Annotated in this window: 7 protein-coding genes; all 7 read right to left on the bottom strand. The window is 66.9% G+C overall.

The window, feature by feature from the left end:
* Positions 1 to 136 precede the first annotated feature (136 nt).
* Positions 137 to 472, bottom strand: a complete 336-nt coding sequence (locus tag LK03_RS19065; RefSeq protein ID WP_038414054.1) for a DUF2934 domain-containing protein — start codon at positions 470 to 472, stop codon at positions 137 to 139.
* Between the two features lie 20 nt (positions 473 to 492).
* Positions 493 to 3,270, bottom strand: a complete 2,778-nt coding sequence (locus LK03_RS19060; protein WP_038414053.1) for a malto-oligosyltrehalose synthase — start codon at positions 3,268 to 3,270, stop codon at positions 493 to 495.
* A complete protein-coding gene (malQ, locus tag LK03_RS19055) occupies positions 3,267 to 5,336 on the bottom strand; it encodes a 4-alpha-glucanotransferase (protein WP_038414051.1) in 2,070 nt (689 codons plus the stop codon). Before malQ ends, LK03_RS19060 begins: the two co-directional genes overlap by 4 nt.
* Positions 5,333 to 7,072 carry a malto-oligosyltrehalose trehalohydrolase gene (gene treZ / locus LK03_RS19050; RefSeq protein ID WP_038414050.1) on the bottom strand — a complete coding sequence of 580 codons (1,740 nt, stop codon included), beginning with the start codon at positions 7,070 to 7,072 and terminating at the stop codon, positions 5,333 to 5,335. Before treZ ends, malQ begins: the two co-directional genes overlap by 4 nt.
* A 15-nt stretch (positions 7,073 to 7,087) precedes the next feature.
* The gene (glgA, locus tag LK03_RS19045; protein WP_038414048.1) at positions 7,088 to 8,647 is read right to left on the bottom strand and encodes a glycogen synthase GlgA; all 1,560 of its coding nucleotides are present in this window, start codon (positions 8,645 to 8,647) and stop codon (positions 7,088 to 7,090) included.
* Positions 8,648 to 9,138: 491 nt separating this feature from the next.
* The gene (locus LK03_RS19040) at positions 9,139 to 10,494 is read right to left on the bottom strand and encodes a hypothetical protein (RefSeq protein ID WP_038414047.1); all 1,356 of its coding nucleotides are present in this window, start codon (positions 10,492 to 10,494) and stop codon (positions 9,139 to 9,141) included.
* On the bottom strand, positions 10,491 to 16,577 hold the full coding sequence (locus tag LK03_RS19035) for an AAA domain-containing protein (RefSeq protein ID WP_240478627.1): 6,087 nt from the start codon (positions 16,575 to 16,577) through the stop codon (positions 10,491 to 10,493). The genes LK03_RS19040 and LK03_RS19035 overlap by 4 nt, the downstream gene beginning before the upstream one ends.
* Between the last annotated feature and the right edge of the window lie 124 nt (positions 16,578 to 16,701).

Raw genomic sequence — 16,701 nt, 5'->3', positions numbered from 1 at the left:
GGGACGGTGAAACCTTTCTGGCCTCCACGCCAACCAGTCCGCTCCCCGTCAGGGGCGGACCGATTAGCAGGTAATGCCGGTACAGGTACAGCGGGATGAACGGCGCTGCCGGACGGCAGCGCCAGGACGAGCGGGTTTATCCGTCAGTCGCTTTCTTGGCCGCAGTGCGCGGCTTCTTCGCGGTAGTGGTCTTGCCGCGTGGCGAGGGCTCGGCGCCCGGCAGGGCGGCGCTTTTAGCCACCGAGGCGCGCTTGGCTGGTGCGGCTTTTTGCTTCGGATCTTCGCTGACGTCGGCGGCGGTCTTGCCTTTGGCCGCAGCCCGTTTGCGCGGCGCTGCCTTGGGCGCCAGCGATTCGGCTTCAGCCAGCTTTCGGGCCATGCCCCAGTGGCGTTCTTCCTGACCTTCCGGCTTACCTTCCGATTCCCAGATCTGGTAGGCGAACTCGCGGATACGCTTATCTTCGACACTCATGGTTATGCTCCTGGATGCGCTTAGTCATGTTCGATGAACAGGTTGACCGGAAACTCGGCTAACGCGGCGCTCAACTTCAGCTCCTTAGTAGGGCTGACAGCGGCGTTGCCGAAAAGTCCCGACCAGTTGGCAGGGGAGTAGTCGAACGGCAGCACGACCCGTGTGTCGTCCCACCTCTGTGCCGGGATCAACGGAGTCAGCGCGTCTTCACCGAGCAGGCTGGCGGCCAGGCGCGGCAGGATCACGATGGCGCGCTCGCCATCACCCACGCGGGCGAAGGCCATGACCTTGTCGGCGTGCCGGCCCTGGACCGTCAGCGGCTGGTACTCGCCGCGGCGGAACAGTTCGGGGTGCGCGCGACGGCAATCGAGCACGCGCGCGATCAGCGTCTGCTTGATGCGTCCGTCGCGCCAATGGCTGAGCAGATCGCCAAGGGCCGTGCTGTCATCCAGGCTGCGTCGGCGCGCCGGGTAGTCGACTGGCCGGCGGTTGTCCGGATCGACCAGGGACAAGTCCCAGTATTCGTTGCCTTGGTACAGGTCCGGCACACCTGGTACGGTCATGCGCAACAGGCACTGGGCCAGGCCAGTGAGCGCTCCGGGGCAGGCAATGGCGTTGGCGGCCTGTTGCACCGATTCACGCAACTCGGTATGCACACTGGCGCTGAGCAAGCCTTCGGTATAGGCGGCGCACGCCTGCTCGTAGGCCTCGTTGGGCGCATTCCAGCTGCTGCGCAGCTTGGCTTCGCGCAAGGCTTTCTGCTGCCATTGCTGCACGCGCTCGATGTAGGTCTTCACCGCACCCGTGTCGTTCAGGTCAAGGTCCAGTGGCCAACTGCCGAGCAGCGTCTGCAACAGCATCATCTCATCGGCCGGGCTTGGCGCCGGGCCGTCTGCGTCGTCCTTGCGCAGGGATGCTGCCAGCGCGCGCCAGTGCTCGATGCGCTCGGCCAGCCACGGACCCCGCTCGCTAAGCACCGCCAGGCGCGCACGGGTGTCTTCACCCCGCTTGTGGTCGTGGGTGGCGGTGGCCAGCAGGTTGTCAGGGAAGGCGCCGAGGCGGCGCTGCGCCTCGACATGGAACTCTTCCAGCGGCGCGCTGAAACGTTCGGCCTCGAAGCCCACATCGTTGCGCGACAGCAGCCGCGCCGAGCGGTAGAAAGCGGTGTCTTCCACCGCCTTGGCCGCGCTGGGGGCAGTCAGTTGCTGGAAGCGCACGCAGGCATGGCGCAATTGCTTGCGTGCCTTGCCCGGCGGCAGGCTGCGCCAGCGCTGCCCACCCAGCCACACTTGCAGTTGTTCGAGCACCGGCCAGTCGGCCTCGGGCAATGACTGGCGTGCATCGCTCAGGGCCTGCTGGAAGAACGTCTCATCCTCGGCTGGACGGCCCAGGGCGTTGATGTAAGTGCGGTACACAGAATAGTGCTCGACCAGCGCCTGCAGGCCACGGCGCAGGGCGCCGAGGGTGATGTCGCGGGTCATCAGGTCGTTGCGCGCCACGTGCAGCAGGGCCTGGGCCACCGACTCGAAATCGCCGGCAAGGCTGGCATTGAGCACCAGTGCGCGGGCCTGACGCACTTCTTCGGCGAACGGTGGTCGCTCGCTCAGGCGCTGCCACAGCTCGGTCAATGGCGCTTCGCCCGCCGGGTCATGCAGCACCAGCGACACCTGGTTCATGAATTCGTAACCGGTGGTGCCGTCGGTCATCCAGTCACGGTGCAGGTGTTCGCCGGTGCCAAGAATCTTCTCGACATAAATCGGGAAATGCTCGACTGCTGTTTCCAACGGACGTGCTGCCAGCAGGCCATCGACGCGGCGGCGCAGTTTTCGGCAGTAGCCGCGCGGGTCGGCCAGGCCGTCGATGTGGTCGATGCGCAGGCCATCGACCAAGCCGCGCTCGATCAGCTCGAACAGCTTGGCGTGGGTGGCTTCGAACACGGCCGCGCGCTCGACGCGCAGACCGCCCAGTTCGTTGATGTCGAAGAAGCGCCGCCAGTTGATGTCGTCTGCCGCCGTGCGCCAGCTGGCCAGGCGATAGGCCTGGCGTTCGAGCAGCGCATGCAGGCGCTTGAGACCGGCTTCGCTGCGGGCATCGAAGGCACGCAGTTGTGCCTCCAGGCTCACGCCGTCGGCATGCAGCTGTGCCAGCTCGCCTTGCAGCGCCTGGGCTGCGGCCAAGGGCACGGCGGCGTCGCGCAAAGCCGCGAAACGGGTAGCCAATGCCTGCAACTCGGGGCTGTCGCTGCCTTGCAGCACTTCGGCGTAGTCGAGAGGACAAATCGGGAAGCGGTGCTCATGGTGGGCCACTTCCAGACGACCATGCTCGCCGTCGAAGGTCAGCGGCAGCTCCCCGTTTTTCAGCGCCACGCCGTAGTCGTTGCCCAGGAACGGCAGCAGCAACTGACCCGCCAGCAGCGGGTCGCTGGAGTGCCACTGAATGTCGAAGAACTCGGCGTACGGGCTGCGCCGCCCCCAGGCCAGCAGGCTCTGCCACCAGGGATTGTCCGCACCGCCCACGGCCATGTGGTTGGATACGGTGTCGAGAATCAAGCCCATGCCATGTTGACGCAGCGCGGCGATCAGCCGTTCCAGAGCCGCCTCGCCGCCCAGCTCGGGGTTGACCTGGGTCGGATCGACCACGTCGTACCCATGCCGCGAGCCGGCACGGGCCTTGAGGATGGGTGAGGCGTACAGGTGGCTGATGCCCAGCTGGGCGAAGTAGGGCACCAGGGGCACGGCATCGTCGAGGGTGAAGTCACTGTGAAATTGCAGGCGTACGGTTGCAGTCAATGGCTTCATCGGTCGCGCTCCCACGCGTATTCGCGGGCTTGCGCCAGCAGTTCCAGACGCCTGGCGGCGTCGATTTCGTCAAGCAGCTTGGCGGCCGGCGGCGCCAGGCGCCGCTGCCAGTTAGGGTGTCCGTCGGTGGTGCCGGGCATGTTCGGTTGCTCGACGTTACCGAGCAGATCTTCCAGGGGAATCAGCACCAGTGGCGCGCGGGTCTTGCCGAGCCAGGCGATGGCCGCGTCGATCACCGCTTCGTCGTCGTCCAGCGGGCCACTGGCTTGTTCCAGCAGTGCGCGCAGGCCTGCCGTTTCCTTGGCACGGTCCTCACGCCAGGACCGTTCGGCTTCGTCGTCGATCAGCTCCAGGCGCTTCTGCCAGTCGATGTCGTGGGCTTGCAACCAGCCTGCCAGTGGCGCCAGGTCGTGGGTGCCGGTGGTGGCCAGGGCATTGTCTGGCCACTGCATCTGCGGGGTGAAATTGCCCGGGCCCTGTTGCTCGAAGGCCAGCACGCGCATACCCAGCACGGCCTTGTCGGCCAGCTGTTCGCGCAGGCCTTCGGGCACGGTGCCCAGGTCTTCACCGAGCATCACCGCCTGATGACGCACCGACTCCAGGGCCAGCAGGCGCAGCATGTCGTCGAACGGGTAGTGTACGTAGGCACCTTCTTTGGGTGAGGCACCCTTGGGGATCAGCCACAGCCGGCGCAAGCCCATGACATGGTCGATGCGCAGGCCGCCGGCATGCGCCAGGTTAGCCCGCAGCATTTCGATGAAGGCGCGGAAGCCGTTGCGCTTGAGTCCTTCGGGCGAGAAGCCGCAGATCCCCCAGTCTTGTCCAGCGCGGTTGATGATGTCTGGCGGAGCGCCGACGGTGAGGTTGGCCAGCAATTCATCCTGCCGGCTCCAGGCCTGACTGCCGGCGCCATCGGCGCCCACTGCCAGGTCGGCGATCAGGCCGACCTGCATGCCATTGCTGCGGGCCGCCTGCTGTGCCCGCTGCAGGCTGCGATCGGTCAGCCACTGACAGAACACGCGGTATTCGATGCGCGCAGGGTAGGTGCTGGCGAAGGCCTCGACCTCGGCGTGGTAGGGGTCTTGCCAAGCCTTGGGCCAGCGCCGCCAGTCGGCCCCCAGGCCTTGGTCGACCGCCTCGCCTTGCAGCACCTCGAAGCGGCAATGGTGCTCCAGCGCCTGGCCACCTGATTCGCGAAAGCTCTCGAAGTCGGCGCGCAGCGGGTGTTGACCCTGGCTGAAGTCCTTGTACAGGGCCTGCAACAAGCGCTCACGCACCTCGGCCGCGCGCGGCCAGTCGACCAAGGGCTGCGCTTCGAGGTCTTCGAGAATCTGCCCCAGTCCTTCAGCCTCGATCGCCGCGCGGACTTCACGCTCGCCGAGCAACGCGGCAGGGCTTGCGTAAAGGCTGTTGAGGAGCAGACGACTGGACGGCGAGTAAGGGCTGTAGTGCTGTTGCTCGTACTGCGAAAGTGCATGGATCGGGCTGATGGCGATAGCGTCGGCACCGCGCTCGGCCGCGCTGCGCGCCAGGTGCTCAAGGGCCAGCAGGTCGCCATAGCCGCCGTCGCCAGGCCGGCGCAGGCTGTATAACTGTGCCGCCAGACCCCAGCAGCGTGCCGGGGGCTCACCGACTGCATCGTCCAGGCTGTGGCAGCGCGCCGGTGCAATCGCCACCGTCAGGCTGCGCCCATCGACCTCGATCTGGTGATAGCCGATGGGCAGATCGGCAGGCAGTTCGGCCTGCAGGCCCAGAGTCAGCTCGCGGCTGATGTCCGTTTCGTCGGTGCAGCGCACGCTGCTGCCGGGGGTGAACCACGGTTGCAGGGACAGCCCTTGACCCAGGTCGCAGGTCAGCAGTTTGGGCAGTGCGTGAAGGTCTTGCGCCTGTTCCAGCTCGGCCAGGCTGGCGCTCACATCGCCGGCGTCAGCAGCGGGATGACCAAGGGCGCCCAGTACGCCGCGCAGTACCTCGTCGCTGACCTGCTGTGGGCGATTGTTGGCATCGGTCCAGTCTCGGGCGATGCCGACCCGTGCTGCCAGTTGATGCAGGGGGTTGTCGCTCATGGCGTCTCCACAGCGCGAGGAATCAGGCTGACGACGCAGCTGTAAGCTGCAAGAAGTGCGTCGCAATGGGCGTTGTCACTGCTGTCGAACAGGCGCATGCCAGGGGCCGGCAGGTCTACCGCCTGGGGTTGCGCGGCCAGGTTCAGGTCGATGCGCAATTCGCTGCCATCGCCCAGGCGCCAGCGCGCGGTCAAGGCTTTGTCGCCCAGCACCTGACAGCCCAAGCTGTGGCTGCCCGGCAGCCGCGGCACGATGCACTCATGACGCAGCGCCAGCAATTGCTGGTACAAGCCGTGCCAGCCGGCGAGCACATCGTCACCCTGCGGTTGGCTGGCCTTGAAAGTAGCGAGGGCATTGGGGTCGGGGATCTTCTCGCGGGTGTCCGGGTCGGCGAAGGCGGCAAAGTGCGCGAACTCGCCGCGTCGCCCCTCGCGCACGGCATCGGCCAGTTCGTCATGGAAGTCGGTGAAGAACAGGAAGGGCGCGCGGCTGCCTTCTTCATCACCCATGAACAGCAGCGGGATCATCGGCGACAACAACAGCAGGCCGGTGGCGGCGCGCAAGGCAGCAGGCGGGCACAGACGGGTCAGCCGCTCGCCCAGGGCGCGGTTGCCGATCTGGTCGTGGTTTTGCAGAAACAGCACGAACGCGCTCGGCGGCAGGTGCCCGCTCGGTTCGCCGCGTGCTTCGCCATGGCGGTTTTGCTGGCCCTGAAACACGAAGCCCTCAGCCAGACAGCGCGCCAGTTGCTCGATCGGGCGGTCCTTGTAGTCGGCGTAATAGCCTTCGGTTTCGCCGGTCAGCAGTACGTGCAGGGCATTGTGGCCGTCGTCATTCCACTGCGCGTCGAACGCCTTCTCCAGCAAAAACGCCTGGTTATGCTCGTTTTCCAGCACCAGCCAGACCTCACGGCCATCGGTTTCTTCGCGCACGCGCTGCGACAGTTGCTTGAGAAAGTCCGGCGAGTCGATTGCGTGTACGGCATCCAAGCGCAGTCCATCGATGCGATATTCCTGCAGCCACATCAGGGCGTTCTGGATGAAGAACTCGCGCACCGCCGGCTGCTTGAAGTCGATGGCCGCGCCCCATGGGGTCTTCTTCGCTTCATTGAAAAAGCTCGGGGCGTATTCGTGCAGGTAGTTGCCGTCGGGGCCGAAGTGGTTGTAGACCACATCGAGCATCACCGCCAGGCCCAGCCGGTGCGCCTCATCGACCAGTTGGCAGAGCTCTTCGGGGGTGCCGTAACTGTGCTGCGGGGCGAAGGGCAGGACGCCGTCGTAGCCCCAGTTGCGCTCACCGGGAAACTGCCCGAGGGGCATCAGTTCGATGGCGGTGATGCCCAGCCTGGCCAGGCGCGGCAGTTGCTCTGCGACACCCTTGTAACCACCGAGCACGCCAACGTGAACTTCCTGGATCACCGCCTCATGCCAAGGCCGGCCGTGGAAGGGGTGTTGCCAGGCGAACCACTCGGGCGCAACCACCTCGCTGGGGCCGCTGACACCTTCAGGTTGATAACGCGAGGCGGGGTCGGCGACCTTGAGCTGGCCGTCGATGACGAAACGGTAGTGCTGCCCAGCCTGAGCTGGGCCAGTGGCGCTGAACCAGCCGTCCGGCTCAGGCTGCAACACTAGTGATGACTGCCCTACGACTTCCACGCTCACATCGCGTGCGCCTGGCGCCCAGAGGGCGAAGCGCGCGGACGTGGCGTCCACCAGGTGTACGCCGTGTCTGTGCATCTTCAGCTCTCCGAATCAGTAGTGGGCCAGCTGGCTCTGCTTGACCAAATCCTCGTACAGGCGCGCGTAGGGCGTGACCGCCTGGCACCAGTTGAACGGTTGGGTCATCGACAGGCAGCGCATGGCGTTGAGCAGGTCAGGCTTGCTGTACACGTAGAACGCCCGGGCCAGCGCTTCGCGGTAGCTGTCGGCGGTGGATTCGTCGAAGAGAAAACCCGTGACGCCGTTTTCGATGGTGTCGGCCAGCCCGCCGGTGTTGCGCGCCACCGGCAGCGAGCCGAAGCGCTGGGCGTACATCTGGCTCAATCCGCACGGCTCGTAGCGTGACGGCATCAGCAGGAAATCGCTGCCGGCGAACATGCGTCGTGCATCGGTTTCGTTGAAGCCGATGCGCACCCCGATCCTGCCGGGGTGACGCAGGGCCAGCTCGCGCATGGCTTGCTCTTCTTCCGGCTCACCGCGGCCGATAATGGCAATCTGGCCGCCTTGCTCGACGATGAAATCGGCGACCGCCAGGGTCAGGTCGAGGCCTTTCTGGTAGACCAGGCGCGAGACCACGGCGAACAGCGGCCCTTCGCTCGGATCGAGCTCGAACAGTTCACGCACCTCATCGCCATTCAGAGCCTTGCCTTCCCAATCGTTGAGGCTGAAGTTGTGCTGCAGATGCTGATCAGTGGCCGCATCCCAGCTTTCATCGATGCCGTTGGGGATGCCACCGAGCAGGCCTTGCTGGGCTTTGCTGGCGAGGAAACCATCGAGGCCGCAGCCAAACTCCGGGGTGGTGATTTCCTCGGCGTAAGTGGCGCTGACCGTGGTGATGTGGCTGGAATAGGCCAGGCCCGCCTTGAGGAACGACAGCTTGCCGTAGAACTCCATGCCTTCCTGTTGCAACGCATGCTCGGGAATCGCCAGCTCCGGGCAGCAGGCAAGGCTGTACACGCCCTGGTAGGCCAGGTTGTGGATGGTGAACAGGGTCGGCGTGTTCAGGCCGCGCCAGTGCATGTACGCCGGGGCCAGGCCCGCAGGCCAGTCATGGGCGTGGACCAGATCAGGTGTCCAATGCGCCATGCCCTCGCCAGCGGCGATGTCAGCGGCAGCCAGGCCCAGGCGGGCGAAGCGAATATGGTTGTCTGGCCAGTCGCGACCATTGTTGGCGCCGTAGGGGGTGCCTTCGCGCTGGTACAACTCGGGGCAGATGAGGACGTAAATGACCAGACCGTCCGGCAAGTCCATACGGCCGATCTTGCACGGTGGCAGGGCGGCGTGACCGCTCAGCTCGCCGACGATGTGAATCGGGTTGTCGCTGTCCATCACCTGCGGGTAGCCGGGAATCAGCACGCGTACGTCGTGCAGGTCAGCCATGGCCCGAGGCAGGGCGGCAGACACGTCACCCAGGCCACCGGTCTTGACCAGGTCAGCGATTTCCGAGGTGACGAACAATACTTTGCGCTTGTTCGGGTTCTGCTGGCGCTTGGCGCCGGGTGCCTTGGCTGTCGTGATGAAGCTCGGGGTCACCGGCTCGCGATGCGGCGTGGTGAAGGTATCTGCATGTGGCTCGACAGCGGCACTGATCATTAGTCTCTCTCCGTCCCTATGTTCGGGTGCTGGCACCCGAGGCATTTACATCGCGTTGATTCTCTCTTCTGCATGTTTCGGTAATGCATATTGCGTTCCGTGCCCCGAGTCGTGCACAGCCGCACCGCGCATTGACCATCCTGGCCAAAGGCGCGTGAGCTGCTTGGGGTAGGCAGGCGTGGCAGGCGAGTGAAGTAGCCATGGCCTGCTTAGTGATGACTGGCCGCACCAGAGGAAAGTTCGACTGATTTCAGGCGATTGTTCCAAACGGTACGCGGGCCGAATTTGAGTGTAGGAGAGAAGGGTGATAAGAGCGTGACCCGCTGGTCACTTTTTGTTATTTAGCCGACGGGATACCTTTGGTGACGGATGAATTGTCGGTGTTGGCACAGGCCATTCGCGGCTGAAGCCGCGCCTACGGGGATTTGGTCTGTGGGAGCGGCTTCAGCCGCGATGGCCTGCGCAGCAGGCCCGACTCAGGCGACCAGTCTTCACTGATGCCGCTGCAATGGCGCCTCGCTCGCACCCCGCTCATCAGCCACCTCGGCCTCCTTGAGCGGCACCTCACCCACCTCCAGTGCACGCTCGATCGACAGGCTGTCACCCTGCGCCTGCAACAGCGCCTGTAATCGTTGGAAGTCCCCGCACCAGAGGGTTTCGATGTCGCGGTCGCGTTGGCGATCACGGTCAGCCTGCAGGGCCACCGCGCGTACCTGCAGACGCCCGCTTTCGGCCTGTCCGCCGACCTCGACGCCATAGCCAGGCGTGGCCGGCTTGCGCAGCACCACGCGCCCGGTCTGCGCCCAGCCGGTGGCCATGCCTTCACGCACCTCGTAGCCGAGACTGGCCAGCCCTTGCAGCACCGCCTGGCGCCGTGCTTCAGCGGCCAGGGCGTTGGCATGCTCGGCCAACGCCGCTTCGGCGCGCTCGATCAGTGCATCGAGCTGCGCGGTTTGCGTCTGGTTGGTGCACGCATCCAGTTGCGCCAGCAGCTCGCCCTGGGTGTCAGGCAACAGTTCGGCAATTTCGCCGCTCAAGGTGTGTACCTGCTCCAGGCGCTCACGGCGTTGTTCACCGCTACGGGTGGCGGCGGCCAGGTCGAGCACCAGGCTGTCGAGCAGCAGATTGCGCTGGCCCCCGGCAGGCAGCGTTTCGACGCGTTGCAAGGCGCTGAGGAAGGCCACGGCAGCGTCATCGCCCTGCAACAGCTGCAGCTCGACGATGTGCCGATCGATGCGTCGCAGGCGCGGGTCGCGAGCCTCGTCGTTGCCGTGCTCGGCCAGCCACTGGGCATAGCTGGGCTGCTGCTGGCCGCCGCGCAACTGCTCAGCCAGCTGCTGCTGGGCCAGCGACAGCGGGGCTTCGGGCGCAGGCGCGGCGAGCAGGGCGAAGGCCTGGGCCAGGCGCTGCTCGGCATCGGCCTGGGTCGGGCGTGCGGCGAGTTCATCGAGGTCACGCAACGCCGCCGCACTGGCAGGCGTACCCGGCACCGCTGCCAGTGCCTTGTGCAGTACCGCGGCGTTGTCCTGCACCCGGCGTTGCCGCTGGCGCTGCTCGGCGCCGCGCTCGATGGCCTGGGCCTGACGTTCGCGCAGGTCGCGTTTGAGAAAGGCCTGCTCCACTGCGACGGCGTCCTGCACCTCGCGGAAGCGATCTTGCGCCAGCAGCGCGCGCAGGCGTTGGTTGCGGGCCTCGATTGCGTTCAACTGCGTGGCCTCGACCGTACCCAGGCGCTGCGCCTGGGCCTGCCAGCGCGCTGTGGCCTTGTTCAGGCGTTGCAATGCGGTTTCGCACTGGGCGAGGATCTCTTCGCGGGTGACGATGCGCACCACCTTCGGGCCACTCATGGCGTCACCTGTGTTGGCGTTTCAGTGTCGGCTGGCCGGGTGTCGGCAGCACCGGCAAGTGCCTGTTCGATGGCCGCCTGCAAGCGCGCCTGTTCACCTGCCGGGTCGTGGTACCAGGCTTGCGAGGACACCCGGTGCAGGTGCGCGATGGCCCGCCCGAGCACCTGCGGACGCCAGATTTCCCGCGCCCTGGCCCGCGCCAGCAGGCCGTGGCAGGGCGCGTCGCACTCGATGCCGATGGCGTACAGGCCGGTGACGGGGTCTTCGATGGCGAAATCCAGGCCGAAGGCATCGCCGGCGCTGGCCGGGGTCGCTTGCCAGCCCTGGGCGGTGATGAACGCCGCCACCTCGCGCACGAAACCATCGCTGGTACCGGCCAGGCTGCGTGGCGCGGCGCTGCTGCGGTCGGTTTGCAGGCGCTCGAGCAGCCGTGCGCCGCTGTCGAACTCGCCGGCCGACAGGCTGCGGGCGTACTCGAGATACCCTTGCAGGTAGTCGCGTGGACTGTTCGGTGCACGCTGGGTGTTGAGCATGTCGGAAATATCGCCAATCGGCATCGAGGTGATCATCACGACCTTGCGCCGCGCGCGGGTCACCGCGACGTTGAGTCGGCGTTCGCCGCCGGTCTGCCCGAGCACGCCGAAGTTGCGCCGGAAGCTGCCCTGGGCATTGCGCCCGAAGGTCGAGGAAAACACGATGATGTCGCGCTCATCGCCCTGCACGTTCTCGACGTTCTTGACGAACACCGCCATGTTTTCGCCGTCTTCGCTGCGTTCGCGTTCCTCGGCGTAGGCGGCGCGGAACGCGGGGTCGTGTTCGGCGCGCTGTTCCAGGCAGTCTTCGATCAGCTCGGCCTGCTTGCGGTTGAAGGTCACCACGCCCACCGAGTCGCGCTCGGCATAGGGCCGCTGCCAGAGGTCGGCGAGGTAATCGACGACGCGCTCGGCTTCGCTGGGGTTGCTCTGGTTCTGGTAGATGCCGTCGACCTGAATCAGCTCCAGCGGCTTGATGCGCAGGATGTTGGCCTGCGGATGACGCACGGGCACGTTCAGACGGTTGCCGTAGAACGACGCATTGGAAAAGCCGATCAGTTCGCGGTAGGCCGAGCGGTAGTGAATTTGCAAGGTGGTGCTGGGCAGGGCGTTGCGCGCCAGTTGCAGCAGGTCGGGGCAGTCCTTGATCTCGCGGCGGTTCCAGGTGTCTTCGAAGGCCTCGCGCTCCTCCTCGTCGGCGTCTTCATCTGGCTCGTCGCCGTCGAACAGCTGCGCCTCGTCGCTTTCCACACGGCTCGAGAAGAATGCCGTGGGCGGCATTTGTTTCTCGTCGCCGCTGACCACCGTGACCTTACCGCGGAACAGCGTCGGCAGGGCGAACTCCACAGGCATCTGCGAGGCCTCGTCATAGATCACCGTGTCGAACAGCCCAGCGGTCAGTGGCAAGACACGGCTGGCGACGTCGGGGTTCATCAACCAGACCGGGCGCAGTTCCATCAGCCCCAGGCGACTGCCCATCTCGATGAATTCACGCAGGCGCCGTGAGCGCTTGCCCGTCAGGCGAGTGACATCCTCCCACTGCTTGCGATTGCCCAGGCGGGCGAGGTCGATGCCCTGGCCGAGCAAGCTGCGGTTGAGCTCGCGCATGTGGGCGTCGGCCTGGGCCAGGTTGGCGATCTTGGTCTGGGTCTCGGCCTGACTGGACAGCAGTTCGGGGTTGGCCTGCTCGATCCGGTGCTTCCAGCCCAAGCGCGCTTCACGGTTGAGCAGACGGCGCACCGCTGCTTCGAGCGCCTCTGCCGGGATCTGCTCGAGCTCGTCCTGACGCTGGCGCAGCAGGACCAGCAACTGCAGCGCTTCGTTGCCCAATTCTGCGGCGCGGGGGCGAAAGCGCTGGTAGGCCGGCAGGCTCGGCAGCGCCTGCTGCAAGGCTTGAAGGGCCGACTGATTGCTTTGATTGTGCGCCAGTGCCGTGGCCAATTGCGCGTGCAACGGCTCGTCCAGCCATTGGCCGAGGGCCTGCAAGCACTGCTCGCTGGCTTCGCGTGCGCCTTGACGCAGCAGTGCCGCGTCGAGGTCGTCGAGCAGCGCCTGAAGCTGCGCCGGCTCGCCACTGAGCGCTGCGGCATCACTTTGCGCCGCCCGCGGCGAGGCGGCCAGGGCCGCCGCCAGGCGTTCGACCTGCTGCAGGTGAGTCAGTACCGTGTGCACGGCCTCAGGCAGCTGCAAGCCGCCCTCGGAGGTCGGCACGGGCACGGCCAACTGCTGGCGAATGCTGTTGAGCTGGTCGTGCAACGAGTGCCAGGCCAGTTGCAGCTGGGCCGCGGCGGCCAGCGCTGCCAGTTGTGCCGGGTCGGCCGCTTGCCCTTGCTGGCGCAGCAAACCCCGCACGCGGCTGCGCCGCAGCCAGTGCAGCGGGTTGAGCCAGCGCGGCCAGCCGCCAGGGGCAAGCAACGCCTGGCTGTCGTCGAGCATCTGGCGCAGCTGCGCGCGGGGCAGGGCGGCGAGGGCCGGGGATAGGCTGGGCTGGTAGTGCCCGGTGTCGAGCTCACCCAACTGCGCCTGCACCTGCCGCAATTGCGCCAGCAGCGCCGGGCCGCGCAGGGCCTGCTCGGCGCGCTGCTGACGGAACAGTCCCAGCCACTGCGCCAGACGCCCACGGCTGGCGGCATCGAGGTTGAGCAGGCGCTCGGCGTGGGCGGCGCGCCAGGCGCGGTAAGGCGCCGGGTCATCCACCTCGAAACTGGCCGGGTGCGCCTGCAAGGTGTCACGCCGCGCCTGCTCCGCGGCGCAGAAGCGCGCCAGGCTGTCGGTGAAGGCCTGCACGCTGGCCGCATCGGCGGCAAAGCTGCGCAACTGCGCGAACGGGCTGCCCTCGAACTGTGCCGGCAACCAGTGGCGTATCAGCGGTGCGCAGTGTTCTTCCAGTTGCGCCAGGCTGCCCACATCGAGCGCGCCCAGGCGCTGGCGCAGGGCGGGGAATTCCAGCGGCGAGGAACCGGCCTGCAGGTCGATCAGCTCGCCGAGCAGGCCGCGATAGCTCAACCCGGTGGCCGGGTCGGGCTGGTGCAGGCTGTGCTGGAAACGGTCGAGCTCGCCTTCCAGCGCTTCGATACGCGCGGCTACCTGCTGGCGCTGATGCTGCACGTTGTGCGGCGCGCCTGCCGGGTCGAGCAGCGCTTCGAGTTGTTCGCGTACGCTGCGGATCACCGGCTCGCGGTCGCGGTTGATGTCGTTGAGCATGACGATGCGCTGGCCCAGCCCCTCGGCCACCAGGCGCTTGTACACCACCTCCAGCGCCGCGTGCTTCTGGCAGACGATCAGCAGGCTGCGCTGGCGGCCGATGGCATCGCCGACCATGTTGACGATGGTCTGGCTCTTGCCGGTACCAGGCGGGCCTTCGACCAACAGGCCCGGTGCCTGGCGGGCCTGCATCACTGCCGCTTCTTGGGACGGATCGCTGGCGACGGTGAAGAAGCGCTGCAACTCCGCGGCCGGCTCAGGTTCGTGCGCGGCCTCGTCACTGCGCAGGCGCAGGGCGGTTTCCAAGCCCGTGCCGGCCGGTGAAAGGCCCTTGAGCAGACGCAGGTCTTCGCCAATGGCCTGGCCCATGAAGGTGACGTGAAACAGCACCGCCGCGCAGGCCAGTTGATCCTGATGGGGCGCCAACTCGACGCTGCTCGCAGGCAATGGGCCGAGGCTGCGCGACAGCGTCCCGGCGAGCAGGCCGAAGGCATCCAGCACATCGCTGGCGCGCAGCGACGAGCGCCCCAGCAGTTCATCGGCAATGCTGCGCCAGCGCTTGCAGGTCTCAACCCCGAACACGCCTTCCAGCGCCGGATTCAGGCGTACTTCTTCACGTTCGCTGTCGAAGGCCAGGGCCGCCTGGCCGCGCCGTCCCAGCTCCAGTTGCAGCTTGACCGGCCACAGCAGCAGCGGCATCAGCCGCGGTCGTGCAGTGCCGCGCGGGTCGCGGCTGAGCAGGAACGGGAAGCCCAGGTACAGGCCATCGATGCCGGTGTCGCGGCGATACAGCGCACTCTGCCGGTACAGCCCGTGCAGGCGCGACTCCACGGTATCGTTGCTGGCGAAGCATTCCGGGTCGAGGGTCACCTCGCGGGCGTTGCGTTGCAGCAGGTGGTCGAGCAGCGCCGCGGCCGGGCGGCGTTCGCTGTGCAGCTCGTTGAGGTCGACCCGCGCGGTCGTCTTGCCGATGCTCATGCGCACCAGTGGCCCGCGCAGCACAGCGTTGACCACCTTCTTTTCGAAGAAGTCGAGAATCTGCGCCACGTACTGCTGTTTCTGCGGCTCCAGCCACTGACTGGAAGGGATCGCCAGCAGCACCAGCGCATTGGCAAGGGGCATGCGCCGCTCCAGGCGGAACTGCTCGGCCCACTCATCGACCGCGCCCACTCCGCAGCGGGCAAAGCCCAGGATGCGCTGGTCGATGGCCCCGAACAGCTCGCTCTGGCCCTGCTGCAACAGCGCGCCGGCGGCCTCGGCCTCGAACCAGCCGACCTCGGCGCTGCGGGCAAGCTCGGCTGCCTCATTGACGATCGACTCAGCCGAGCGGAACTGACCGAGCTCGGCACTGAGCAGCACGATCAGGTCTTCCTCGGCGATCACCCGGCGCTGGGTCAGTGACAACACACCAGGGTGGTCGCTGTCGGGGAACAGGCGCTGACGCGCCTGCCACTGGCTGGCCAGGGTGGCGCGGGAGGTCGACAGCAGGTAGATGCGCAGGGTCTGTTCGTCCAGCTCGATGTGCTGGTGCAGGGCGCGCTGACGCACGTTCTGTGCGCGGGTCTTGAGCCGTGACAGCCAGGTGTCGGTCTGCAGGTGTTCGAGCAGGTCGGGCACCGCACCGCTGATCAGACGGTAGCCTTCCAGTGGATGCTGCAGCAGCCAGCCAGGGGTGACGATCTCGCCCTGGTAGATCAGCGGAATCTGCGGGTTGAGCAGCTTGAGCGCGAGCATCAGACGCAGGTCGTCTTCCAGGCCCTCGTGCTGCACCACCTGGCGCAACCCGGCGAGCACCGTCGAGGGCAGGCCCTGTTGTTCGGCCCAGGTCACCAGCACACCGCGCAGCAGGTGGTCGAGGGCCTGGGGCCAGTGTTCGGCCTGGGCGGCGGCGAGGGCGAAGATGCGTGGGTTGCGGTACTGCTGCTGGCCGAGCTGCACGGTGGCGCCTTCGCGGTCGTCCGCCTGCTCACCTGCGCTGGCCGGGGCCTGTACCGGCTCACCCGCCAGCCAGGCACTGACCTGCGGCCATTGCCAGCGCTGGTGGCGGTCGCGTGCGAGCAGGCCGCGCAGCAGCAGGTGCAGCTGCGGGTCGAGGTCATCGGGCAGCGGCACGCCGTTGGCCAGCACATGAATCAGGTAAGCGTTGGCGTTGATCCCGGCAAAGCACGCGCCGTGGGTCAGCTGTTCGAGCAGGATCATGCCCAGGCTCCACCAGTCCGAGGCCGCCGCCACGCCGCCTGCCACCGCTTCGGGGGCCATGTAGCGGCTGGTCTCCAGTGGCGAGACGATGTCCAGGTCGAACTCCGAAAGCCTGGCCGAGCCGAAGCCGCTGATGACCATGTCCAGCGGCTCGCGGCTGCGCAGCAACAGGCTGGTGGGGCGCAGGTCGCGGTGGCGCAGGCCGGCTTCGTTGAAGGCGTGCAGGGCCTGGCCCAGCTCGCGCAGCACGTTGCGCACGCTGTCCAGGTCGTCGAGCACGCTGCCCAGATCCGCCAGGCTGCCGGCCAGCGCCTCGCTGACCTCATAGGCGCGGTCGTGCCAGCGGCCAGTGACGAACAACTGCGGCACGTGCTCGAGCGGCAGGCGGCGCAGCACGTCGTAGATGGCCGGGTCCGGCTCGGCGCCGGCGCGGTACAGGGTCAGCACCGCTTGCTGGCCGGTGTCGCGGTGGCGGGCGTGGTAGCGCTCGCGGATGCCGTCGGTGTTGCTGATCTGCTGCTGCAACTGCCAGCCGTCGATCTCGCTGGCGTCGTCCGCGCTGTGCTCGAGCGCCGCTGGCTGGGTGGCAGCGGCGCTGGCGGGGGGGCGGCGCCGGTTTCGACGGCGCTGGCGCCGCAGGTCAGGCACAGCAGGTCACCCGGTTCGAGCGGGTGGCCGTTGCTGCAGGTGGGCGTGGCGGAATCGGCAGCGGCGCTGTCAGCTGCGGCGGGCGTCGCTGGCGAAGGCGTTTCTTGCGCAGGCGTTGGTTCGC

The organism is Pseudomonas cremoricolorata (genome assembly GCF_000759535.1).
Taxonomy (GTDB): domain Bacteria; phylum Pseudomonadota; class Gammaproteobacteria; order Pseudomonadales; family Pseudomonadaceae; genus Aquipseudomonas; species Aquipseudomonas cremoricolorata_A.
Note: the sequence above shows the minus strand (reverse complement) of the source record. Positions and strands in the feature narration are given on the sequence as shown.

Coding starts and splice junctions, on each gene's coding strand:
- LK03_RS19065 (WP_038414054.1), bottom strand. CDS start 472: ATGAGTGTCGAAGATAAGCGTATCCGCGAGTTCGCCTACCAGATCTGG.
- LK03_RS19060 (WP_038414053.1), bottom strand. CDS start 3,270: ATGAAGCCATTGACTGCAACCGTACGCCTGCAATTTCACAGTGACTTC.
- malQ (WP_038414051.1), bottom strand. CDS start 5,336: ATGAGCGACAACCCCCTGCATCAACTGGCAGCACGGGTCGGCATCGCC.
- treZ (WP_038414050.1), bottom strand. CDS start 7,072: ATGCACAGACACGGCGTACACCTGGTGGACGCCACGTCCGCGCGCTTC.
- glgA (WP_038414048.1), bottom strand. CDS start 8,647: ATGATCAGTGCCGCTGTCGAGCCACATGCAGATACCTTCACCACGCCG.
- LK03_RS19040 (WP_038414047.1), bottom strand. CDS start 10,494: ATGAGTGGCCCGAAGGTGGTGCGCATCGTCACCCGCGAAGAGATCCTC.